Source organism: Nostoc sp. (assembly GCF_036917155.1).
GTDB lineage: Bacteria > Cyanobacteriota > Cyanobacteriia > Cyanobacteriales > Nostocaceae > Nostoc.
Genome location: NZ_JBALDZ010000050.1, coordinates 1 through 24,623, shown reverse-complemented (window position 1 = coordinate 24,623; position 24,623 = coordinate 1). Strand labels below are relative to the sequence as shown.

Below are 24,623 nucleotides of genomic sequence, written 5' to 3'. Positions count from 1 at the left end.
TGTAGATGCTGGTTTATCATAGTCTGCTTTTACACTTTTACACTCAACCGTATTATCTCGTACTCTTTTTCAAAAATCAAATAGGAGTCCTATAGAAGGTTAATTTATGATTATAACTACAACTGATGTGATTCAAGGAGCCGTTATTGAGTCATATTTAGGTATTGTGACAGCAGAAGTAGTCTACGGCAGCAATTTCTTGCGGGATTTTTTGGCTGGAATTCGCGATATTATCGGTGGACGCACTGCTAGCTATGAGCGTCTATTTGAACAGGGTCAACGCAAAGCACTAGAAGAATTAGAACAACGCGCACAACGTTTAGGAGCAAATGCTGTAATCGGGATTGAAATTGATACTGGCACAATAAATCTTGACCAGTCAGGAGTTCTTTTGCTGATTACTGCCACAGGCACAGCTGTGAGGATGCGTTAAAGTAATTCGTAATTGTATTAAGTCTAATTGCATACATCATTAAAGCTGGTTTTTCGTGAGAATTAATAATTTATTTTTAATTTAAAAGCTTTCAGATTGAGAGTCTCTAAAATCATTGTTCAGATATTAATAAATAATAAATTGTATTAAAAATTGTGAGATAAAGTCTGTTTTTATCACTAAAGATATACCTATTAACTCTTTCTATTGATAGAGATAAAAGCAGATGATTTAGTTATTTAATTTTAAGTATAAAAGATGAATATACCTGAGCAGAAACTTTGCTGAAACAGCATTGGAGAACATAAGCGATGTCATACGTAAATCGGACAGGCAATGACGTTATATCTACTGATACCGTGGTAGCAGGTCGAGTAGCTGAATATCACGATCGTGTTCGCTGGGGGCCGATTATTGCTGGCTTGTTGGTTTCTTTAGCTACACAATTAATTTTGAGTTCTATAATTGGTGCGATCGCAGCTGGTACAGTTGAAAGTTCAGGCGCACCCAGAACAATCGCCCCTAATGTTGCAGGTAGTGCGGGGCTTTGGTCAACGATAGCGTTGTTAATTTCCCTATTTATTGGTGGTTGGGTAACAGCCCGTGCTTGTGGGCCAATGAGTCGCAATACAGCTCTTCTCAATGGTGCAATTCTTTGGGCAACGACTTTGGCAGTTAGTTCGTGGCTCTTTGCAAGCGGAGTATCCGGTGCTTTTGGTGTTGCTGCTTCCAACGCTGGGGAAGTTATAAACCAGGTACAACAGCAAGGTGGAGTCTCCAATATTCCGCGAGCAAATGTAACAGCTCAACAAACACGTGATATTGCCGCAAATGTACGTTCAGGATTGTGGTGGTTTGTGCTTGGTTCCTTGTTGGGTTTAGTAACTGCAATGATCGGAGCCGTAGCTGGTACTCGCACTCCCCGGACTAACAATTACAATCCTTAAATAATTGTTTGAAAAATCAAATGTTATTTATTTTAAATAAAAGCACCTTGAGAAAAGGTGCTTTTTGTCAGAGCTATATTGTTTGCCAAAAAATCAGGAAAGGTGGAATTGCCATAATAGCCAGATTGAGATATGTATGAATCAAAAAATTCTTTTAATCCAAAATCTAAAATCTAAAATTGCTAGTCAACTAAGATACTTTTGGTTGCTGCCACAGCACGAGTTTCAATTCAGAGCAGTTACAAGCCCCATTACTGATTTGGTGTTCGTGGTCAGCTAGCCAATCATAAATTTGTGCAGCTTTTGCTAATGCCACTTTTTCTGAACGATAAAGCCGAGGAGTAGGGCAGTAAGCTTGGCCATTGATATGTATAGCTGCAATTTGCCAATAGTCGCTGTCTTCACCCTCTGGTATAACGTCTAAAAATCCGTTATTGTAAGACTCGATTATTCCTATGTTCATCTACAACCATCAAACTTTCTAACGTTGGCTACAACAAAGCCGATACCAGCCAATTCTTCCGAGTTAAAGCTGGAATCACCAGGGAATGCAGCAGCAACCCCTACTAATGATTTTGGGTTCGTAGTCAATGAAAATCTGAATTATTGGTCACTTTTTAGCTTGATTCCATCATTGTCAGCAATAATGGCAAGGGGAATGTGCTATTTAAATCTTGAGGCATAAATTTATCATGTCCCGTCTGCTAACATCTATCACACAACGACTCTTGTGGAGTGTCACTTTTGCAATACTCCTAACTTTAATTAGTAGTTTCATATTTACTGGGGCTACTTGGGCTGCTTCTTCTGCTTTGGGAGTTGATAATGGTCATCTGAGTTCTTGTCCGGCTTCAGACAACTGTGTTGTCAGTCAAAACGCAGATAAAAAACACGCCATTGACCCGATTCCTTATCATGTAGACCGCGATGTAGCGAAAGAAACTTTACTAAAAGTAATCAGTGTTGTTCCTCGTACAGAAGTTATAGAACAGACAGATAATTACATTCATGCTCTTTCTAAAAGCCGCATCTTCAAATTTGTTGATGATGTAGAGTTTTATTTACCTCCCAATGAATCTGTAATTCATCTGCGTTCGGCATCTCGCGTGGGAGAGTCGGATCTCGGTGTCAACCGCAGGCGTGTAGAACAAATTCGTTTGGCTCTACGCGATTTAAATATTTGATTAATGTGAGTTCACCTGATTGAACATGATCTAATTTCTCTTCGAATGTTCAGATAAGCCAAAAACACTTGTAGAGACGGCGATTTATCGCGTCTCAAAAACTCAATATAGTTCAGTTAAGCATTTCTTTCTTCTCTTTGCGTCCTTTGCGGTAGCCTGCGGCAAGCCGCTCCGCGTCTACGTTCAAAAAATTGGATTTAGACAAAGAGTTTTAGCCTTAACCCAAGCGTATTGCTCAAAAACTCTGAACCATATTGCCTAAAAAAATAGAACCCCGACTTTTGATGATCAGTCGGGGTTCTGGGTATTAGTTGATATCTAGTTCACCATTTCAGGTATGAAGCTTCAATTCCCTGCTCACGCCGAATTTTGCCATCTTCTTCAAACCAAGCAATTAATTGCTGTGCTGTCAAATCTTCAATTGCAACACCGTATTCTTGGGCAATATGCTTTAAAAGCTTCAGTGATGAAATTGTCAATCTTGTTAAAAACTTTTCTGGGGAAGACAACAAAGCTGCGTCTACTTTTGCTGACTCTTCCAGGGTTAAAAATTGTGCTGATGGTTGCTGTGGGATTACGTCCATAAACGCTATTTTAAACTTAGTTGGGCATTGGGCATTGGGCATGGGGCATTGGGTCTTAAAAAAAGGACTAATGACTAATGACTAATGACGAACTTGTACCAAATAGCCACAACGATGTTCGCCATCGATAATCCAGTGGGTGCGTTCTACGGTACAATCTGGTAATACAGCTGCAAACATTTCTAATTCGTGACCACAAATGCTGGGGAAAGATTCGGCAACATTAGAAATGGCGCAGTTATGTTCTATAAAAATAAAGCGATCGCACTCAAAGCTATCATTCACATCAACGGGGTGATACTCGGCCATGAAGCCTTCCGTTTTTCTCAACTCTACTAAGTTGCCTACCCGTTCTCGCAGTGAACCGCTACCTACGCGATCGCGATATTCTTTAGCTTTGCGCTGCCACTGTTTCTCTAAAATCGATTTAAATTGATCGTGTCCTACCGTTTCGGCTAAGGTGTCTAGCAGCGAAACCGCAAAATTGCCGTGGCCATCACCAAAGCGATCGCTCATTGTGCGATGCAAGCGATCGCGTCCTTGACGACTTAGTTGATAAACGTGCTGTGGCCGCCCCATTCCCGCCGCCTGTACCGATGTCGCATACAAAACTAGCTCCTCCGTCTCCAAATCCTTAAGATGGCGACGAATCGCTTGGGGGGTAACATCTAAAACTTCAGCTAGCTCCAAAGCCGTTGCTTTTTCGTGTTTGTGCAGATACTCTAGGATATCTTGCTTGGTTGAGGACTGGTGAGTAGTCGCCATCTTCTGGTGCGAGACGTTCAGCGAACGTCCCAAAAATTTCTTTGAAAATTTGACCGTGCCGATTTTGGATTTTGGATTTTGGATTTTGGATTAAAAAAGTTTTTTGGTATATGCCCCACTACGCGATCGTCAATCTAAAATCCTTGAGCCAAGTACCCTTGTGGTCTCTTTGAATCCAAAGTTGCAAATCTAAAATCCAAAATTGTTTGACTTTGACAACATTGTTGTTGTTAATTTAGCGTAAAATGAAGATACATTAAACAACATAGCTGTTGTTTTACTCTCCACCACTATTCTAGCAGCCGTGTAACCATTCCGTAATGCGATATGGGGAATCGGCTAAAGAAAAGTCCGACTCCCATCCTTATAGAGATTCAAGTTCAGAACACGAGAGATTATTACTGATGAGTGCCACTGTCAAAACCTTAGTCAACCAACCCTACAAGTACGGCTTTGTTACCGACATTGAGTCCGACACCATACCGCGTGGACTAGACGAGGACGTTATCCGCTTGATCTCCTCTAAGAAGAACGAGCCGCAGTTCATGCTGGACTTTCGCCTCAGGGCTTATCGCCAGTGGCAAAAAATGACGGAACCAACTTGGCCGAATGTCAAGTATCCGCCAATAAATTATCAGGATATCATTTATTACTCAGCGCCAAAACGCAAGAAAGAAAAACTAAATAGTCTGGATGAAGTTGATCCAACCCTTTTAGAAACCTTTGAAAAGTTAGGCATTTCCCTATCTGAACAGAAGCGACTGGCAAATGTCGCTGTCGATGCAATTTTCGATAGCGTCTCTGTCGCCACGACATTTAAAGAAAAGTTAGCGGAAGATGGCGTTATTTTTTGTTCATTTTCGGAAGCGTTGCAGGAACATCCAGAATTAATCAAAAAATACCTGGGTAGCGTTGTTCCCATCGCTGACAATTATTTTGCCGCCTTGAACGCCGCCGTATTTAGCGATGGTTCTTTTGTCTATATTCCTAAAGGCGTAAAATGCCCAATGGAACTCTCTACCTACTTCCGCATCAACTCTGGTGACACGGGACAATTTGAGCGGACTTTGATTGTCGCCGAAGAAGGTAGTTATGTTTCTTACCTGGAAGGTTGCACCGCACCAATGTATGACAGCAACCAGTTGCACGCTGCTGTGGTGGAACTCGTCGCCCTCGATAATGCTGAAATTAAATACTCCACTGTCCAAAACTGGTACGCTGGAGATGCCAACGGTAAAGGCGGTATTTACAACTTTGTCACCAAGCGCGGTTTGTGTCAGGGCGTAAATTCCAAGATTTCCTGGACTCAAGTAGAAACAGGTTCGGCAATTACTTGGAAATATCCTAGCTGTGTTTTGGTGGGTGATAACTCTGTGGGTGAGTTCTACTCGGTGGCGCTGACAAATCATATGCAGCAAGCTGATACGGGTAGTAAGATGATTCACGTTGGTAAGAATACCCGCAGCACAATTATTTCTAAGGGAATCTCGGCAGGTAAATCTAGTAATAGCTATCGGGGTTTGGTGAAAGTAAATCCGACTGCGATTGGGGCGAGAAATTATTCTCAGTGTGACTCAATGTTGATTGGGGACAATGCCCATGCTAATACTTTCCCTTATATTCAGGTGCAAAATAACGGTGCGAAGGTGGAGCATGAAGCTTCTACTTCTAAGATTGGGGAAGATCAGTTATTTTACTTCGCTCAACGGGGTATTTCTTCAGAAGATGCTATTTCGATGATGATTAGCGGCTTCTGTAAGGATGTTTTTAATCAGCTACCGATGGAGTTTGCTGTGGAAGCTGATAAGTTGTTGAGTTTGAAGTTGGAAGGTAGTGTTGGATAAATGGAAGCATAGGTAGGCACAGATACGTGTTTATCTTTAGGAAGAATAACGAACCGCGAAGACGCTAAGAGCGCGAAGAGAGAAGAGAGAAGATGATTATTGAAAATAGTGAAGTTGTGCTGTCAGTAAGGAATCTGACGGCTAATGTTGATGGGACACCGATTCTGAAGGGTGTGAATCTGGAGGTGCGATCAGGTGAAATTCATGCGATCATGGGGCCGAATGGTTCTGGTAAGAGTACTTTTTCTAAGGTGTTGGCTGGGCATCCGGCATATCAGGTAACTGGCGGTGAGGTGATTTTTCAAGGGCAAAATCTGCTGGAGTTGGAACCGGAGGAACGGGCGAGAAGTGGTGTATTTTTGGCGTTCCAGTATCCGTTAGAAATTCCGGGTGTGAGCAATTTGGATTTCTTGCGGGTGGCGTACAATTCCCGGCGCAAGGCGCAAGGTTTAGAGGAAATAGACGCTTTTGATTTTGATGATTTGATTGAGGAAAAGCTGGATGTGGTGAAGATGAATCCCAGTTTTCTCAGTCGGAGTTTGAATGAAGGGTTTTCTGGTGGCGAGAAGAAGCGGAATGAAATTCTGCAAATGGCGCTGCTGGAACCAAAATTGGGAATTTTGGATGAAACAGATTCGGGTTTGGATATTGACGCGCTGAGAATTGTTGCCAATGGGGTAAATCAACTGGCAAGTCCAGAAAATGCCACAATTTTGATTACTCATTACCAACGGTTACTTGATTATATTGTGCCTGATTTTGTCCATGTGATGGCACAGGGGCAGATTATTACCAGTGGCGGTAAGGAACTGGCGCTGGAATTAGAGTCTCGCGGTTATGACTGGGTGCTGGAAGAATTTGCAGCTGAGGTGGGTGTGTAATGAGTATTCAAGTATCTCCTAGTCCAATACCAAACTCGAATGTAGTCAGTTTGACATCGACTCTGTTAGATAAAGATACCTATCTAACTGAATTGTTAAATCAGGTAACTGCATCCAAAACAGAGGGATGGTTACAGGAATTACGTGAAGGTGCTGCTAGTTGGGTACGCCACTCGACTGTTCCCACCACTCGCGAGGAAGAATGGCGATTTACTGATTTGTCATCTTTGCGAAAGCTGCAATTTAATGTAGAGAAGGGAAATTTTGCATCTCTAGAATTTGATATTTTACCAGAAGCGGCTAATAGTCGTTTGGTATTTGTTAATGGCGTTTTTGCGCCGGAGTTATCAGCAGTTTCAGATTTACCATCTGGGATTGTGGTGAGTAATTTGGCTGGCTTACCTGTGGATGAACAGGAGGGTATACAGCAGTATTTAGCTCAAGCTGAGGGAGCGCAGGAAGTTTTTACGGCTCTCAATACGGCTGGGATAACTGATGCTGCTGTGGTGTGGGTGAAGAAGAATGTGGTAGTTGAGACACCAATTCATTTGGTGTTTATTTCTGGTGAGACGCTGACGATTTCGCAGCCGCGTTGTTTGGTGGTGGCGGAAAGTGGTTCGCAGGTGAGGTTGGTTGAGGAGTATACGAACCGCAGAGGCGCAGAGAGCGCCAAGTCAGAGGGTGTATATTTTACTAACGCGGTTACGGAAGTTTGGGTTGGCGACAATGCCCAAGTGAGTCACATTAGGGTTGAGCAAGAAGGTGCAGAGGCTTTTCATATTGGGAAGACTGCGATCGCACAGGCTCGTGATAGTCGATATACTTGTCATGCCATCACTTTAGGTGCGAAGTTGTCACGGCACAACTTAGAAATTTTGCAAACTGGTGAGCAGACTGAAACTACTCTCAACGGTTTGACGATAATCTCTGGTAAGCAGTTGGCGGATACTCACAGTGCGATCGCACTCAATTATCCTCACAGTACGAGTAAGCAACTGCATAAGTGTATTGTAGGCGATCGCGCTCACGCAGTCTTCAATGGCAAAGTTTTGGTTCCCAAGCGAGCGCAGCTGACAGACGCAGCCCAATTGAATCGGAATTTGCTGCTATCATCGAAAGCCAGAGTTGATACTAAACCCCAATTGGAAATTACTGCGGATAATGTAAAGTGCGCCCACGGTGCAACCGTCAGTCAATTGGAAGATGATGAAATATTCTATCTGCAAAGTCGGGGAATTGATGAAAATGATGCTCGGAAGTTGTTAATCAACGCCTTCGCCGCTGAAATCATCAACCAAATACCAGTTCCTTCTCTGCGAGAAATCCTTTTAAACACAGTCAATAATCTGAAGTCTCTGACTAATGACTAATGACTAATGACTAATGACTAATAACTAATCTACCAATGACTTTCACTTCTACCAAAACCCTTGCTGATAAAGTTCGCGCTGACTTCCCAATTTTGCATCAGGAAGTTAACGATAAACCTCTGGTTTATCTCGATAATGCTGCGACATCGCAAAAGCCTTTGTTCGTCTTAAATACCCTACGGGATTATTACGAGCAATATAATTCTAACGTGCATCGCGGTGCCCATACTCTGAGTGCTAAAGCTACCGATGCTTATGAAGGTGCTAGAGATAAAGTTGCCAAATTTATTAATGCTGCATCGCGTCAGGAAATTGTCTATACCCGCAACGCAACTGAGGCGATTAACCTAGTAGCTTACAGTTGGGGAATGAACAATTTGCAGCCTGGGGATGAAATTATTCTGTCGGTGATGGAACACCACAGTAATATTGTACCTTGGCAATTCGTGGCGCAAAAAACAGGTGCAGTACTGAAATTTGTGGAACTGACACCAGAAGAAACCTTTGATTTGGAGCAGTTTAAAAAACTGATTTCAAACAAAACTAAATTAGTATCAGTGGTGCATATTTCTAATGCTTTGGGTTGTATTAATCCAGTAGAAGAAATTGGTGCGATCTCTCACAAATATGGTGCTAAATTCTTAGTCGATGGTTGTCAAAGTGTTCCTCATTTTCCCATAGATGTACAGCAAATAGATTGTGATTGGCTGGTAGCTTCCGGTCATAAAATGTGCGCCCCAACTGGGATAGGATTTCTGTATGGCAAGTTGGAATTGTTAGAATCAATGCCGCCATTTTTTGGCGGTGGTGAGATGATTGCAGAGGTGTATTTAGACCATTCCACTTATGCAGAATTACCACATAAATTTGAAGCTGGTACACCTGCAATTGGAGAAGCGATCGCACTTGGGGCTGCGATAGATTATCTTAGCAGTATCGGCATGGATAAAATCCACGCCTACGAAGCAGAATTAACGGTTTATTTGTTCCAACAATTAGAGCAAATTCCCCAAATTAGAATTTACGGCCCCAAACCAAATGCGAAAGGGGAAGGTAGAGCCGCTCTTGCATCCTTCACCGCTGGGGAAGTTCACGCCAACGACTTATCTACATTATTAGATCAAGAAGGCATTGCCATCCGTTCTGGACACCACTGCACTCAACCATTACACCGTTACTTAGGTCTTGCTGCAACCGCACGAGCAAGTCTATCTTTCTACAACACCCGCGAGGAAATTGATATTTTCATCAAAGCACTGAAAGAAACTCTGGACTTTTTTGCAGGTTTCCTTGCTTAAAGTTACAAAATATTTAGATACTAATTGTGCCAAATATCAGCAATATATCTTGCTAATAGTTGGCACAATTTAATTATCTGGATTCTTTACAGGAGCAACTAAAGTGTCATACAGTGAATTTACTTTAGATAAGGTTAGAAAAACCTTCGGCTTAACTATTTCTGATAAAATTGATATATTTGCATCTGTACCTGAAGTAGAGTGTCCACCACTCCTTACAGAAGTATTGCGGGAAAATGTGCCTTTAGCTCTTGCTAGTAATACTGAAAAATCACGTTCCGAGATGATTATTGCACCTATTTTAATTGCTGTAAGAAAATATTTAAATAATCAAATAAGTTTATTTTCTGGTATCGATTTCACTGTTGATTCAGCACAAGATTTAAATGGAAATTGCGATTTTATTATTAGCCGTTCACCAGAATTACTAATTCTTAACGCCCCAGTTGTGACAATTGTAGAAGCTAAAAAAGAAAATATCAATGCCGGATTAGGTCAGTGTGTAGCAGAGATGTTAGCAGCTAAATTGTTTAATGAACGTGAGGGTAATAACATTCAGACAATTTATGGTACTGTCACTACTGGAACTAACTGGAAGTTTTTGAAACTTATTGGGCAAGTGATTGAAATTGACTTGAGCGAGTATTATATTAATAATATAGGTAAAATTATCGGAATTCTATCTAACATCCTGACAGAAGAGTAATTTAATTAATTCTAGGGATTTGGTATTCTCAAACAATTAGAGCAAGGTAAAAACTTGGAAGCGTTTCGTTCCTTGAAAAATAATTTGCTGATAGCTCTGGATGGGACAGAATATTTCTGCTCCAATCAAATTCATTGCCAACATTGTTCAAGCAGAACTTTTATAAACGGAATAAATCAGTATTTTCATGCAGTAGTAACACCAGTAATTGTTTGTCCTGGTAAGCAATATTTTCAACAGATCCCATGCACAGTGGTTCAAATTAGTGAGTAACTGCTTAGTGGTGCAGAAAAGTCCTGAAGGCTTGATAATTTTTATACTAATGTTGTTTCACCAATGGGCTGATGATATAAAATCATTAGCTGACTAGCAGTTAAGGTTTCTATTGCATAAGCCTGTCCTGTTAAGTTGCTAAATTCTACTTCAAAAACTCCAGGTTCATATTCGTCTACAATTGTTCCTACTTGACCGCGATGCAATCCCAATTCTGCTAAGTCTTCGGTTAGGGCAACCACATCTAATAATTTCATTAGTATTACCTCACTGCTTAGATTACATAACAGGTGACTAGCCGGGGGAAGTCTTCATTATTGCGCACTATCCAAACGCTTTGAATAATTGCTTGTTTATCTGAACGAGTCATGGGAAAATCTATGATATATTTTTGACCGTATGGATTGCTTTTACCAGGAATGGCATCATAATCAACTACTGCTTGTAAAAGTGCTACTTCTAATTCTTCCGCATTATTTAAATCTAAGTCTAGTGCAGATTTAAATACACGGGCTTTGTGTTTTCCCTCTGGATGTTCTGGGTTGAGACAGTAACCTGCTATTTTATCTATTTCAACGATAGCGCATTCTGGGTTAGGCAGTTTCATAATACGTTCGCTATAACCTTCTCTGCTTCGTTGACGCGAATTTCACCTGATAAGAGTTTTGGGTTCAGCGTCAAGTCGCTTCGCTCCCAATACGGTTCGGTTAAGGTTTTTTGATTAAAATTCTAAATTCCAAAGACGCGATAAATCGCCGTCTCTACAAAGGAATGATTATTGTAGAGACGGCGATTTATCGCGTCTCTTGCCTTAACCGAACAGTATTGGCTTCGCTCCAATTAAAAATTAAAAATTAAAAATTATTAATTAAAAATTGCAAGACGCTCGCGGACTCGCTAACGCTGCGCTATCAGTGGGGGCTTGTACCCCAAATTAATTAATTAAAAATTATTTTTATTCTTAATTCTTAATCCTTATTAGTTAACTGGTGTGAATTAACTATTACTCACTCTGATGGCACTCTAATTTACAAAAATAACTTTGCCACAAATCATCAGATTACTGATATTAACGTCGAAGCGATTGTATCGGCTGGTCGCACCAGATGGAAGGTGGAAAACGAAAATAACAATTTCAACAGATCCCAGCTTCCATCAGTTAATTTTAATCTCAAGTATTGATAATAATTCTCATTATGAGAATTGTTGGATACAAGGTAAGCGAATAGGGCGAACGCATCTAAATAGGGCTTGCTGAAAAAGTTATGGAAAAGCAATTCTTTTGGATTGACTAGTTATTAAGGCTTAGTGATACAATGCTTATTTCAAAGACAGCAATTTGTCACGACGACATTTAATTTAGTCACTGTACAAAAAGTTAGGTTTACCCTTCCCTCAGCGTCCAATTTCCACATCTTCCAGGATGCCAAGTGCATCGGGGATGAGAATGGCTGCGGAGTAGTAGGCGCTGACAAGGTAAGAAACGATCGCTTTTTCGCTGATGCCCAAAAACCGCACAGACAAACTCGGTTGGTATTCATCAGGGATACCAGTTTTGTGTAGACCTACCACCCCTTGGTTTTCTTCTCCGACACGGAGTACCAAAATAGAGCTAGTACCTTCCTTGGTGATCGGAATTTTGTTACAAGGAAAAATCGGATAGTTGCGCCATGCAGGTACAATCTTTCCGTTCACCTGCGTGCTTGGGGAATAGATTCCACGACGGTTACACTCGCGGTTAAAAGCAGCGATCGTGCGAGGGTGAGCTAGGAAAAAATGGGATTTGCGCCGCCGAGAGAGCAATTCATCAAAATCATCTGGAGTCGGTGGGCCGGTGCGGGTAAAGATGCGTTGCTTAAGATCGGCATTGTGCAACAACCCGAAATCAGGGTTATTAAGCATTTCGTATTCTTGCCGTTCCCGCAATGCTTCGATAGTCAGCCGTAATTGTTGCTCCGTCTGGTTCATCGGTTCGTTGTAGAGGTCAGCAACTCGCGTATTCACCTGTAAAATGGTTTGAGCGACGCTTAACTCATACTCCCGTGGACTCAAGTCGTAATCAACAAATGTCCTGGGTAACTCAGTTTCCTGACTATGACCGGCGGACATGGCGATCTCGGCTTGATTGTACCTATCCTGAGGTTTGCTCAACATAGCTCTCAAGCGATCGACCTGAGTTTGCAACGCTTCAGACTGGTTTAGCAACTCCCGAAACGCCTGTATTGGCAAAGACAACACCGTGCAACGAGTAATCGCTCTCAGGCTAACTTCCCATGTATCCTGAGATAAAACTATCGCTTCGCCACCAAAACAATCGCCGTCAGCTAGAATATCCCGTAAAGCTTCCGCCTCATATTTTCCGGCCTTAAGTTGATTAACTTTACCATGAGCAATTAATAACACCTGGTCGGCTGGTTGACCTTCCTGGACAATTACCTCACCAGGGGCAAATTCTTGTTGCACAAAGCGGGCTGCCAAGGCGTTGAGTACCTCAATATCTTCAAACCCACGCAGTAAAGATAGTTCACAAAGAGCTTGCGGAATGACCCGTACTTCGGCTCCTGTATTGGTAAAACTAACCCGTCCATTGCCAACATCATAGGTCAAGCGACGGTTAACCCGATAAGCCCCACCTGTAACTTGCACCCAAGGCATCATCTGTAACAACCACCTGGGGGTAATGCCCTGCATCTGGGGCGGAGTTTTCGTGGTTTTAGCTAAATTCCGTGCCCCTTTGGTGCTTAAGCTCATCTGGGGTTGCCCGTTTTCTTGGTCTAAATTTGGCCTAATCGAAGCATCTGTCATAAAGTTAACGTTTCATGAGACTAAATTTACTTTCCTAAAAGAGATCATCAGGAGGTAGAGACGAACAGCTGTTCGTCTCTATTTTAAAGAGGATGTCCGACTACTTATAGACCAATACAGTTCAGTTAAGCATTTCTTTCTTCTCTTTGCGTCCAACTCTTACGAGACGCTGCGCGTTGGCGTCCTTGGCGGTAGCCTGCGACAAGCCGCTTTGCGTCTACGTTAAAAAAATTGGATTTGACAAAGAGTTTTAGCCTTAACCGAATGGCACTAAGAAAAGGGAAAATCGTTGAGGCAGCAGGGGTGCTCTTGTGCGGAGGAGCAGGGGAGAAAGGAGAAATTTTAGGCATACGAACGGATATTTAGAAATTCCCCTCTGCCCCCCTGCACCTCTGCAATCCTTACGCCGCCTACCCTTCAGCTTAACTTAGTGCCATTCAGCCTTAACCCAAGCGTATTGACTTAGAGACCAATTTCTACATCTTCAAGGATGCCTAATGCGTCAGGAACAAGAACGGCTGTAGAGTAGTAAGCGCTGACTAGGTAGGAAATAACAGCCTTTTCGTTAATACCCATGAAGCGCACAGATAAACTAGGCTGATATTCATCAGGAATGCCAGTTTTATGAAGACCAATGACACCCTGGTTGGTTGCTCCCACACGCATTAAGATAATTGAGCTAGTACGCTCTTTCGTAACTGGAATCTTATTGCAAGGATAGATGGGAATACCACGCCAAGACGGAATTGCACTGTTACCCGTGGGGATAGGATCGGGATAGAGTCCTAGACGGTTGCATTCTCGACCAAAAGCAGCAATAGCGCGGGGATGAGCTAAGAAAAAGCTCGGTTCTTTCCAAACAATAGAGATCAATTCATCGAGATCGTCAGGAGTTGGCGGGCCACTGCGGGTAAAGATGCGTTGTTTGAGATCGGCATTGTGTAACAGTCCGAAGTTACGATTGTTAACTATTTCGTGTTCTTGGCGTTCCCGTAATGCTTCGATGGTGAGCCGCAATTGTTCCTCAGTCTGATTCATGGGTTCGTTGTAGAGGTCAGCAACCCGCGTATTGATTTGCAAAATGGTTTGAGCAACGCTTAACTCATATTCCCGTGGATTGAGTTCATAGTCTGCAAATGTCCCTGGTAATACTTCCTCTGCAAGGTGCCCGGAGGTAATATCAATCGAGGCTTCCCCTTCTTGGTTTTTGGGCTGGCGCAATTTTTCTCTGAATCGATCCACTTGCCCTTGCAGAGCCTCAGACTGGTTAACCAGGTTTTGAAAGGCTGCTTGAGGCAGAGATAAGATTATAGAACGAGTAAGGGCGGTGAGAGTGACATCCCAAGTATCCTGGGATTCCACTAAAGCGTAGTCACCAAAATGATCGCCATCGGCTAATACATCCAAAACAACTTGCTCGTCATACTTGCCAGGACCAATTTTATTGACTTTACCATGAGCAATCAACAATACTTGATCGGCCTCTTGACCTGCTTGGATGATGACATCTCCAGCAGCAAATTCTTGTTGCACAAATTGACTAGCCAAGGCGTTTAACACCCCGACATCTTCAAATCCCCGTAACAAAGGTAACTCAGTGAGTTCTTGAGGAATGACCTGTATCTGAGCGCCTGTATTGGCAAAGCTAACCCGTCCATCCCCAACTGTATAGGTTAAGCGGCGGTTGACCCGATAGCTGCCACCCACTGTTTCTACCCAAGGCAGCAGTTTTAAGAGCCACCGTGAGGTAATGCCCTGCATCTGGGGTTGGGTTTTGGTGGTTGTTGCCAAATTACGCGCCGCTTCTGTCCCCAAACTTATTGGCTGTTGCTCAATTTGATTTTCTAGGGGAGTATTTGCTGCATTAGTCATGATAAATCTCCATTGGTAGTATTTGTTGACAAATTATTTAATTGACCGGAATACGGACTCAGATTGAGCTAACCTTTAGTTCTTAACAGCGATCCGATTTTGGTAGCTGAAGTCCCTAACCCTGTTGGACCACTCAGTAAGTTCTGCACCACTGGCTGAACATTGCTTTGAGTTGTTTCCTGACCGACACTTGGTCTAATCTGGATCGCCGCAGTGCCTAACCCTGTAGGGCCTTGGAGTAAGCGTTTTTCTGTCGAATTATTCCGCAATTCAAATTCCTTATAGCGGTCTACTGCTCTATGCCATTTGAGTACCCCACACATCCACTGCTCTAGTTTCTTGATATATCCGTACAGTTTCTTGCGGGTACTTGTATCCAGTCCGAAATCATCACACAAGGCAGGGAGTTCAGTAGCAACAATATGTTCAAACTGAAGGGCACGAGAGGTCATCAGGTCGTTAACAATTGCGACAGCGTGGGGGATATCGCAGTTCAGGAAATTCTGAACCGCCAGCACACCGTTATTAATCTCGCCCTCAAATTCGATTTCTTTCTGGTAAGAGAAAATATCGTTTGTCAAACAGGCGAAATCAGCAGCCGAATTATCGATATTCTGCATGGTTCGGGTGCGGAATATCTCTGGTGGGATCTCGTCCCCTTGGGAAAGTCGAGACAGGCTCATGGTTAGATCGGAGCCAAAGGTCTTACGACGCATTTCCACATAGTCTATCGGGTCTGGAATGCGATTTTCGATTTGGTTAGCTAGTTCCCATAACCAGCTTTCCGTCATATCTTCAATCGCCCGACGAAACTGACGGCGAGCATTAGGGTTCATGGGGCCAGCCGTCCGCGCCCAAATATCCGCTAAACCCCGTTCGACTGGGTTGGTGGCTTCGGGAACAGGACTCCCATCAAGGGGCATAAAGTCCGATAACCTAGCGTTGAAGATTTTCGCCCCACCCATGTTGCGGCTATAACCATACAGCGTCGGGAAGTAGTCATCAGCATAGGTTCCCCAAACTAGCCAGCAGGCTGTGATATTCAACTCAGCACTAGACCCATTGGGATGAATATAAGCACCGCATAAAGCTACGTCAGCCACATCGAATTTATGGTCATCCCAGATGTAAATGCTGGGCATCCCTGGTAGTCTGTCCAGCATCCCCACTTGACGCGCCCATTCCTTAGAATGCCGCCGAGCCTCTTCTAGATGGGGATTCAAACTGGTGGAAAAGGGCATATAAAACTGTGGCAGGGTTACTGGCCCAACAGGCTGATAGGGAACATGGGTGAAGCTTTTAAACCGTTTTAGTCCCAAACTATCGTATAAGGCTCCCAGACGGGCGGCCGATGTACCTAGTCCAGTGGGGCCACCTAAAAACCAGCTTGCTGTCGAAGATTTGTCTGATGTCTGGTTCATGTAGCGGCTCGATCTCATGTGCCACTCATGACCCCCCGACTGCCAGTCCTGAAGTCCTTTGGCATATAGGACAACTTTCAGACGCTCATCAGGAGTCAGACTATATTCCTCGAACAAGGAAGGAAGCTCAGTGACAAAGGTATTCTCGAACTGTTGCACCCGAGATGTGAGTAAGTCGTTAGTGAGGTTGGCCGCTTCTTGGGTACTCACATCGAGGAATTGTTCCAAGACTAAGATACAGTTCGCATTTTCCCCTTCTTCTTCTACTTCTCTTTGATAAGAGAAGATGTCATTTCGCAGATGTACCCCATCAGAAAAGGTATCTTTGAGGACACGCATGGGTCGAGATGGCGCGATCGCAACTGGAATTTCTGCCCCAACCGCGTGTTCCACTAGGTTAGCTGACCAGGGCGCTCCCCCTACCTTACGGCGCATCTCAATGTACTCAATGGGGTTAGCGACTCGATGCTGGCTGATATTGGCGAGTTCCCACTGAGATTCTTTGAGAAGATTGATGGTACTTTCAGAAAATCGGATTACCCAGTCTTGGGAGGCATTGGGAATGGTGCGGTTCCAGAGGTCTACTAAACCTCGTTCTACGGCATTGGTGGGTTCTGGCAGCGTTTCTTGGGGCTGCACAGGCATAAACGCTGGTAGTCCATTGAGGTACTTCTTAGCCCCGGACATATCTTGAGTACGCTTGTAAAGCTCAAGGAAGTGATCGTCGAAGAAAAATACCCAAACATACCAGTCAGTTACCAGATTGAGCATCTGTTCATCGGCATCTGGATGGGTATAGGAACACAATAGTGCATAGTCATGGGCATCAAACTTGCGCTCATCCCAAATCCCATAATCTTCTGATTCCTCTGCCCCACCTAAAATTCCCATTTCATAAGCCCAAGCTTTAGAATGTACCCTTGCTGCTTCCAGGTTTGGGTTCAGCCGTGCCGGCCAAGGTACATAAAAACTCGGCAACTCAAAAGGTTGCTTACTTGAAGTCATTATCCATTTAAACCTATCAGTTTAAGCTCATTGTATTGATTTAAGTCTTGTTAATTTTTTGATATTTGTGGTTAATCTTTGATACCATGAGCATACTCCTTATTAATCGAAAAATTCACAAATTACTCTTACCAGAATTTCGTGAAATTGTTTAAGATAATCCGCCTTTTGCTGTGCCTACTTAAATAAATTAAGTGGCTTTTTAGTGAAATCTCATTATGCAGGAGTCTGAATGAATATATACTGATTGACTATCAATTTCTGAAGGACTAGGTTTACGCCCCACAGCAACTCGAACCACTAAGAAAGTTTGTCATACACCTTCAGCCAAGTATTATCTTTGCTTTATCTCCAAAAATAGCTATAAACATCTGTCTTTAAGATAATCTCAGCTTTATCAATAAAATGCAATAACAGTTAAGACGTTTAGTTATCATTAACTGGATAGTTAAGACAGTTAAGAAAATAATTAAGTGGACAGTTAAGACAGTTAAGACAGTTAAGAAAGTAATTAAGTAGACAGTTAAGACAGTTAAGTGAATAATTAAAATATAAAAAAAAATAATAAGTAATATATCAGTTCCCAACGAGAGCAATGCGATGGTAGTCCCTACAGAACAGTGCAGGTAATCAGAAATAGAGCCAATCCTCCGGCAAACCGAGCCTACAAGCAAAGAAAATCGTTACTGAAACGATCGCTTGTTTTTGGTTCTAAACCTCGAAACCCTATATATTTCGTACCTGCACCCGTTTGTAGGGACTAGCGAAGAAATATCCAGAGGCGATCGCTCTTTACGATCGCTGGGTAATTGAGGCATTCTCTCAACTGGAACAGCGTGCCATGTTGCGATCGCGTAGCGTCTCTGAAAGAGAAGGCTTTACGCTGCGCTAACAAAATTCAAAATGAATACAGCGTAAGAGTTTCGTTGATTTGGAATAGCCAGAAAGCTTACAAAATAAGCATTCTTTCTTTTTACTTTTGCCTTTTTACTTTTGCCTTCTTGTACTAGTGATTTGGGAATACTAAATCTGGAAGTTTTAAGGATTTAGCAGTATGGTCAGTATTCCCGGATATCGCATCTATGATTTACTCTACAATGGTTCCAGAACCTTGGTTTATCGGGGGTATCGAGAAACCGACTCATTACCTGTAGTGATTAAAATACTGAAAAATCCTTATCCGAGTTTCAGTGAACTCTTGTCGTTTCGCAATCAGTACACCATAGCTAAAAATCTCAACTCACCGCTAATTGTCCAAACCTATAGCCTGGAACCCTATCAGAATGGCTATGCCTTGGCGATGGAAGATTTTGGCGGGATTTCTCTCAAAGATTATTTCACCTCTGACCAGAGGCGAAATTTAGCGTCTCTAGAAGAGTTTTTACGGATTGCGATCGCACTATGCAATACCTTATATATATTATATCATCAGCGGATTATTCATAAAGATATCAAACCCGTTAATATTTTAATTAACCCCGAAACAAAACAAGTTAAATTAATTGACTTTAGTATTGCATCTTTACTACCAAGAGAAACCCAAAATATCCAAAATGCCAATGCTCTAGAAGGAACTCTCGCCTATCTTTCGCCAGAGCAAACTGGAAGGATGAACCGGGGAATTGACTACCGCAGTGACTTCTACTCATTAGGTATCACATTTTATGAATTACTCACGGGACAGTTACCATTTATCTCTGACGATCCGATGGAGTTAGTGCATTGCCACTTGGCAAAAGCTCCGATTCCAATCCATCAGATTAATCCTCATATTCCGTTAGTTTTATCTGACATAGTTAGCAAATTAATGGCTAAAAATGCCGAAGGACGTTATCAAAGTGCATTAGGAATCAAGCACGATTTAGAGATTTGTCTAAGTCAATTACAAGCCACCGACAACATTGAAGATTTTACATTAGGAGAGCGAGATATTAGCGATCGCTTCCTCATCCCGGAAAAACTCTACGGTCGAGAAAAAGAAGTTGCTCAACTATTAGCTGCCTTTGAGCAAGTCAGCGCAGGTAGTGCAGAAATGATGCTAGTAGCAGGTTTTTCTGGCATTGGCAAAACTGCCGTTATCAATGAAGTTCATAAACCCATTGTTCGCAAACGTGGCTACTTTATCAAAGGCAAATACGACCAATTCCAGCGCAACATACCCTTCAGCGCCTTTGTCCAAGCCTTCCAAGACTTAATGGGGCAATTCCTTTCAGAATCAGATGTACAAATACAAACCTGGAAAACCAAGATTCTCGAAACCGTTGGAGAAAATGGACAAGTCTTAATTGATGCCATTCCATCATTAGAGCGGATTATTGGCAAACAGCCACCAGCCACAGAATTATCGGGAACTGCTGCCCAAAATCGCTTTAATCTGCTAATGCAGAAATTTGTGCAAATCTTCACAAGTATTGAACATCCCTTAGTGATGTTTTTAGATGACTTACAATGGGCAGATTCCGCATCCCTGAAATTGCTGCAATTGTTGATGTCAGGAACAGGATATTTATTAATTTTGGGTGCTTATCGAGACAATGAAATATCGCCAATTCACCCATTTACCCTGACTGTAAATGAGATCGTCAAAGCTGGGGCAGTGGTGAATACCATTACTCTGCAATCCTTAAGTTTAGTGGATATGAATCATTTGGTGGCAGATACGCTAAATTGCGATTTATCCCTAGCTCAACCATTAACACAATTGGTGGTGCAAAAAACCAAAGGTAATCCTTTTTTTGCCACGCAATTTCTCAAAGCATTATATGAAGATGGACAGATTACTTTTGACCCCCCTCAGTCCCCCACCCTGCTTACCAAGGAGGGACAGAGGGGGGTACAAGGGGGGTGGCAGTGTGATATTGCTCAAGTCAGAGCCTTAGCACTCAACGATGATGTGGTGGAATTTATAGCACTGCAATTGCAAAAGTTGCCGCCCCAAACTCAGAATGTTCTCAAACTAGCAGCTTGTATTGGGGCACAGTTTGATTTGAACACCCTAGCGATTGTTTTAGAACAATCACTAGAAGCAACGGCGACTGATTTATGGAAGGCGTTGCAAGAAGGGTTGATTATTCCGAATACGGAAATTTATAAGTTCTTTATTCAGTCTGATAGTGCATCGGTTTCTCATGCCGCAGCAAATCCAACTTATCGATTTTTGCACGATCGCATTCAACAAGCTGCCTATTCCCTGATTTCTGACGACCAAAAACAAACTACCCATCTAGAAATCGGGACATTACTACTCCGTAACAGTAGTGAAACTCAGCGTCAGGAAAGAATTTTTGATATTGTGGGTCATTTCAACTTAGCCGCCGAGTTAATTGTCGAACCTCAAGCCCGCTATGAATTTGCATCCCTAAACTTGCAAGCAGGTAAAGCTGCCAAAGCTGCCGCCGCCTTTGATGCTGCCTTCATATTTGTGAGTAAGGGCATTGAGCGACTGCCAGATACAAAATGGCAAGATAACTATTCCTTGACCTTGGCACTGTATGATTTAGGCGCTGGAGTCACTTACATATCCAACCAATTTGAGCAAACAGATCGATTCATCACCTCAATTCTGGATAATGCGAGAAACTTACTCGATAAAGTTAGCGCCTACGAGACTAAAATATTGGCTGACATTGCTCAAAGCCAAATGCAGAATGCTATTTCTACTGCCCTAGATGTGCTAGAGCAGTTGGGCATTAAGCTTCCTAAAGAACCAACTAAACTTGATATCTTCCTGGGATTAGCGAAAACCAAGCTGATTTTGGGTAATAAAAAAACAGCACAGTTGATTGACTTGCCCAAGATGACTAATCCCAAGGCGCTAGCTGTGATGCGAATTTTATCGAGTACGGTATCTGCGACCTATGTCTGCGCCCCCCAATTGATGCCGCTGTTCGTTTTTGAGCGGATTAATTTATCGGTTCGCTACGGGAATACTGCCCTCTCAGCCGTTGCCTACGCTTGGTATGGAATGATTCTTTGCGGTGTGCTGATTGATATTGAAGGGGGTTATGAGTTTGGGCAATTGGCTTTGCAAGTGCTAGAGCGTTTTAACGCCAATGATTCCAAGGCACAAACCCTCTTCACGAACTCTACCTTTATCAGCCATTGGCGTGAACTTGTGAGAGAAACCATTCCATCACAGTTAGAGGCTCACCAAACAGGGCTAGAAACCGGAGATGTCGAATATGCAACTTGGTCAGCGGTTATCTATGCTTACAACCAGTATTGGTCAGGACAACATTTGAATGATGTAGAACAAATAATTCGATCGCTGCTGGGGGCGATCACACCATTAAACCAAAAAAATGGCACAATTTACCTGCAAATCCATCATCAAGCTGTCTTAAATCTTCTGGGTTATAGCAACAATCCCAGTCTCTTGTCGGGAGAAAGTTTTCAGGTCGCCGAGACAACTCCTATACAAGAAGCCATGAAAGATCACTCAGGGTTATTCATGAGCTATGTCCACCAACAATGCTTACATTACTTGTTTGAGGAGTATCCTGAAGCCATTGAAAAAGCAAAGGTAGGAAAACTTTACTATGATAGCTGTGTATCAACATTGTCCACAGTTGTACATTACTTCTATCAATCCCTGGCGCAGTTGGCTGTTTATCCAAAGGTCTCAGCTTCAGAACGTCAGCAACTCCTCAAGCAGGTTAAAAGGAATCAGAAAAAACTCCAGAAGTGGGCATTCTACGGCCCAAGCAATTACCAAAATAAGTTTCTATTGGTAGAAGCAGAACTATCTCGGATACAGAAGAAATATCCAGAAGCGATCGCTCTCTATGATCGCGCCATTCAACTCGCCCAAGAAAATCAATACCTCAACGAAGAAGCATTAGCCAACGAACTAGCCGCGAAATTCTATCTCCATTGGGGTAAAGAAAAAATCGCTCAAATCTACATGACGGAAGCCTATTATTGTTACACCCGTTGGGGAGCCAAAGCCAAAGTAGTTGATTTAGAAACCCGCTATCCCCAACTACTAGTAACAATTTTGCAAAAACAGCAATCATCTTTCACACCCACGGAAACAATAATTCCCCTCTCGTCTCACACACTCCAAAATTTCACCATCAGTAATAATAGCCTCTCAGAAGCCCTCGATCTGGCAACCATTCTCAAAGCCTCTCAATCTCTCTCCAGTGAAATTGAGTTGGAGAAATTACTCTCAACCCTACTTCAGGTCATACTCGAAAGTGCGGGGGCTGATAAATGTGCGTTGCTGATGCCTTCCTCTGACGATCGTTGGGTAATTGAGGCATTCTCGCAACTAGAACAGCCTGCTATGTTGCGATCGCGTAGCATCTCGCTGCCCCTTGATGATGGTCAAACAGTACCCGTTACCCTGATTAATCGAGTTAAAAATACCCTCACCTTGGCTGTCATTGAGAATGCAGTAGTTGAGCCAACCCTAGCGGCTGACCCTTATATTATTCGCCATTCACCTAAGAGTATTCTCTGTGCACCAATTCTCAACCAAGGCAAATTAATTGGCATTTTATACCTAGAAAATAACCTAACAGTGGGAGCTTTTACTAGCGATCGCCGAGAAATTTTGCATCTATTAATGTCTCAAGTAGCAATATCTTTAGAGAATGCTTGTTTGTATACGGAACTAGAAAACAGGGTGAAAGAACGCACTCAAGCATTAAACCAAAAAAATGACCAATTGCAAACAACCTTAAAAGAATTACATCGCACCCAGACACAGATGGTGCAAAGTGAAAAAATGTCGGCTTTGGGACAACTAGTAGCAGGAATTGCCCATGAGATTAATAATCCGATTAATTTTATTTATGGCAATCTGAATCACGTTGCTCAACACACACAAGACCTATTATACTTATTAAATGCTTATCAATCCTACTATCCTCATCCACCTGAATCCCTGCAAATAGAACTAGAAACTGTAGAATTGAACTTCTTGAAAGAGGATTTGCAAAACATCCTGACATCAATGGAAGTGGGATCAGAACGAATTCGACAAATTATTCTCTTGTTACGTAACTTTTCACGCTTAGATGAATCAGAATACAAGGCTGTGGATCTTCATGAAGGCATTGATAACACCTTAATAATTTTGCAACATCGACTCAATGTCAAGGCAGAACGTCCGGTAATTGAAATTGTCAAGCAATATGGCGATCTACCGTTAGTAGAATGCTACGCCAGGGAAATCAACCAGGTATTTATGAATCTGATCGTGAATGCGATCGATGCTTTAGAAGATGCAGTAATTCATCGAAAAACAACTAATAATCCGATAATTCATATTGTCACTGAGCGCACAGATGACCAGACGGTAAGAATTCGTGTTATCGATAACGGTTCAGGAATGACACCACAGGTGCAGCAGAAAATCTTTGATCCATTTTTTACTACTAAGCCGGTAGGAAGTGGTACAGGTTTAGGACTATCTATTAGTTATGAGATTGTCGTAGATAAACACAAAGGACGCTTAACCTGCGATAGCACCCCTAACAAAGGAACTGAATTTATCATTGAGATTCCAATTTGATCAGATCCATGAAATTAAGAAGTAAAAAGTAAAAAGTAAAAAGATAATCCCTATAAATAAATTTAGTTGCTTGTTACCATTTTGATTTTTCTTTATGAGTGCCTTTTAACTTTTTACTTTTGCCTTGTTTGGTCAACTTAATACAAAATGGGCGGTTAGAAGCTGCGTCTACACAGGCAAAGCCTGCCTCCGCAGGTTTCAAAACCTTAACTTATACAATTTCACGAAATTATTGATACAAATAAATCACTATTCTTGCTCCCCCTGCCTCCCCTGCTCCCCCTGCAAGAATCTGTATCAATCTTAAAGTGAAACGGTATTAATCCGCGGAGGCGGACTTTGCCTGTGTAGCCGCGACTTCCAGTCGCTCGGTGAAGTAATAAATTAGACTTTTCAAACAACCTCTCACGTAAACGAGAACCGCTATATCAAACTGGCATTAGTGATTTGGGAATACTAAATCTGGAAGTATTAAGGATTTAGCAACATGGTGAGCATCTTTATCAATATTCCCGGATATCGCATCTATGATTTACTCTACAATGGTTCGAGAACTCTGGTTTATCGAGGGGTTCGAGAAAGTGACTCGTTACCGGTAGTGATTAAACTGCTGAAAAATCCAGGACTTACGCAACTGGCACAATTGACCTCGGCGCGGCTTCGCCGTACCCTCGGTTGATATTCACAGGTTAGTGCTTAAAAAGCGATAGTAAGC

19 protein-coding genes and 2 pseudogenes are annotated in these 24,623 nt (G+C 42.5%); 12 read left to right on the top strand and 9 right to left on the bottom strand.

All coding sequences use genetic code 11. From position 1 onward, the window contains the following. The first annotated feature begins 106 nt into the window (after positions 1–106). Both V7K67_RS07735 and V7K67_RS07730 read left to right on the top strand, forming a co-directional pair. Positions 107–433 carry a YbjQ family protein gene (locus V7K67_RS07735; protein ID WP_094327544.1) on the top strand — a complete coding sequence of 109 codons (327 nt, stop codon included), beginning with the start codon at positions 107–109 and terminating at the stop codon, positions 431–433. A 311-nt stretch (positions 434–744) separates the two neighbouring features. Then, the gene (locus V7K67_RS07730; protein ID WP_334730299.1) at positions 745–1,380 is read left to right on the top strand and encodes a hypothetical protein; all 636 of its coding nucleotides are present in this window, start codon (positions 745–747) and stop codon (positions 1,378–1,380) included. A 190-nt stretch (positions 1,381–1,570) separates the two neighbouring features. Here V7K67_RS07730 and V7K67_RS07725 read toward each other — a convergent pair whose 3' ends face one another. Beyond that, the gene (locus V7K67_RS07725; RefSeq protein ID WP_179068086.1) at positions 1,571–1,843 is read right to left on the bottom strand and encodes a hypothetical protein; all 273 of its coding nucleotides are present in this window, start codon (positions 1,841–1,843) and stop codon (positions 1,571–1,573) included. Positions 1,844–2,072: 229 nt separating this feature from the next. Between V7K67_RS07725 and V7K67_RS07720 the strand changes: the two genes are divergently transcribed. Further along, positions 2,073–2,564 (top strand): DUF1499 domain-containing protein, encoded by a 492-nt coding sequence (locus tag V7K67_RS07720; protein ID WP_334730297.1) that lies wholly within the window; start codon positions 2,073–2,075, stop codon positions 2,562–2,564. 323 nt (positions 2,565–2,887) lie between these two features. Here V7K67_RS07720 and V7K67_RS07715 read toward each other — a convergent pair whose 3' ends face one another. Together V7K67_RS07715 and sufR are read right to left on the bottom strand one after the other, a co-directional pair. Continuing rightward, entirely contained in the window at positions 2,888–3,148 is a 261-nt protein-coding gene (locus tag V7K67_RS07715) for a hypothetical protein (protein WP_179068084.1), read from the bottom strand. An 81-nt stretch (positions 3,149–3,229) separates the two neighbouring features. Further along, positions 3,230–3,913 (bottom strand): iron-sulfur cluster biosynthesis transcriptional regulator SufR, encoded by a 684-nt coding sequence (sufR, locus tag V7K67_RS07710; RefSeq protein ID WP_334730302.1) that lies wholly within the window; start codon positions 3,911–3,913, stop codon positions 3,230–3,232. Positions 3,914–4,317: 404 nt separating this feature from the next. On the opposite strand from sufR, the gene sufB reads away from it, so the two are divergent. The 6 genes and pseudogenes from sufB to V7K67_RS07680 all read left to right on the top strand — a co-directional run. Beyond that, complete coding sequence (gene sufB / locus V7K67_RS07705; RefSeq protein ID WP_334709542.1) at positions 4,318–5,757, top strand: Fe-S cluster assembly protein SufB; 1,440 nt, start codon at positions 4,318–4,320, stop codon at positions 5,755–5,757. Positions 5,758–5,849: 92 nt separating this feature from the next. Beyond that, positions 5,850–6,638: a Fe-S cluster assembly ATPase SufC gene (sufC, locus tag V7K67_RS07700; RefSeq protein WP_334730296.1), complete on the top strand. Its 789-nt coding sequence runs from the start codon at positions 5,850–5,852 to the stop codon at positions 6,636–6,638. Continuing rightward, positions 6,638–8,008 carry a Fe-S cluster assembly protein SufD gene (sufD, locus tag V7K67_RS07695; RefSeq protein ID WP_334730295.1) on the top strand — a complete coding sequence of 457 codons (1,371 nt, stop codon included), beginning with the start codon at positions 6,638–6,640 and terminating at the stop codon, positions 8,006–8,008. Before sufC ends, sufD begins: the two co-directional genes overlap by 1 nt. A gap of 35 nt (positions 8,009–8,043) precedes the next feature. After that, positions 8,044–9,306, top strand: a complete 1,263-nt coding sequence (locus V7K67_RS07690; protein ID WP_335165907.1) for a cysteine desulfurase — start codon at positions 8,044–8,046, stop codon at positions 9,304–9,306. 103 nt (positions 9,307–9,409) lie between these two features. After that, complete coding sequence (locus tag V7K67_RS07685; protein ID WP_335165905.1) at positions 9,410–10,012, top strand: hypothetical protein; 603 nt, start codon at positions 9,410–9,412, stop codon at positions 10,010–10,012. Between the two features lie 24 nt (positions 10,013–10,036). Continuing rightward, a pseudogene (locus tag V7K67_RS07680) lies at positions 10,037–10,243 on the top strand (ISNCY family transposase); the annotation flags it as partial. Positions 10,244–10,326: 83 nt separating this feature from the next. Here the strand turns inward: V7K67_RS07680 and V7K67_RS07675 are convergent. Continuing rightward, positions 10,327–10,542, bottom strand: a complete 216-nt coding sequence (locus V7K67_RS07675) for a DUF4926 domain-containing protein (RefSeq protein ID WP_334709537.1) — start codon at positions 10,540–10,542, stop codon at positions 10,327–10,329. 17 nt (positions 10,543–10,559) lie between these two features. Continuing rightward, positions 10,560–10,892 (bottom strand): DUF6883 domain-containing protein, encoded by a 333-nt coding sequence (locus tag V7K67_RS07670; RefSeq protein WP_334730292.1) that lies wholly within the window; start codon positions 10,890–10,892, stop codon positions 10,560–10,562. Positions 10,893–11,257: 365 nt separating this feature from the next. Here V7K67_RS07670 and V7K67_RS07665 point away from each other — a divergent pair. After that, positions 11,258–11,419: pseudogene (locus tag V7K67_RS07665) on the top strand (ISNCY family transposase); the annotation flags it as partial. Positions 11,420–11,680: 261 nt separating this feature from the next. Here V7K67_RS07665 and V7K67_RS07660 read toward each other — a convergent pair. The 4 genes from V7K67_RS07660 to V7K67_RS07645 all read right to left on the bottom strand — a co-directional run bounded on the left by V7K67_RS07660 (position 11,681) and on the right by V7K67_RS07645 (position 18,283). Continuing rightward, entirely contained in the window at positions 11,681–13,090 is a 1,410-nt protein-coding gene (locus V7K67_RS07660; protein ID WP_334730291.1) for a family 2B encapsulin nanocompartment shell protein, read from the bottom strand. Positions 13,091–13,552: 462 nt separating this feature from the next. Then, positions 13,553–14,962, bottom strand: coding sequence for a family 2B encapsulin nanocompartment shell protein (locus tag V7K67_RS07655; RefSeq protein WP_335165902.1), 1,410 nt, complete (start codon positions 14,960–14,962; stop codon positions 13,553–13,555). A 68-nt stretch (positions 14,963–15,030) separates the two neighbouring features. Beyond that, positions 15,031–17,388: a family 2 encapsulin nanocompartment cargo protein terpene cyclase gene (locus V7K67_RS07650; RefSeq protein WP_335165900.1), complete on the bottom strand. Its 2,358-nt coding sequence runs from the start codon at positions 17,386–17,388 to the stop codon at positions 15,031–15,033. 760 nt (positions 17,389–18,148) lie between these two features. After that, the gene (locus V7K67_RS07645) at positions 18,149–18,283 is read right to left on the bottom strand and encodes a hypothetical protein (RefSeq protein WP_334730289.1); all 135 of its coding nucleotides are present in this window, start codon (positions 18,281–18,283) and stop codon (positions 18,149–18,151) included. Between the two features lie 159 nt (positions 18,284–18,442). Between V7K67_RS07645 and V7K67_RS07640 the strand changes: the two genes are divergently transcribed. Together V7K67_RS07640 and V7K67_RS07635 are read left to right on the top strand one after the other, a co-directional pair. Then, positions 18,443–23,908, top strand: a complete 5,466-nt coding sequence (locus V7K67_RS07640; protein ID WP_335165898.1) for a trifunctional serine/threonine-protein kinase/ATP-binding protein/sensor histidine kinase — start codon at positions 18,443–18,445, stop codon at positions 23,906–23,908. A 487-nt stretch (positions 23,909–24,395) separates the two neighbouring features. Further along, a complete protein-coding gene (locus V7K67_RS07635; protein ID WP_335165895.1) occupies positions 24,396–24,587 on the top strand; it encodes a hypothetical protein in 192 nt (63 codons plus the stop codon). Positions 24,588–24,623: the final 36 nt, after the last annotated feature.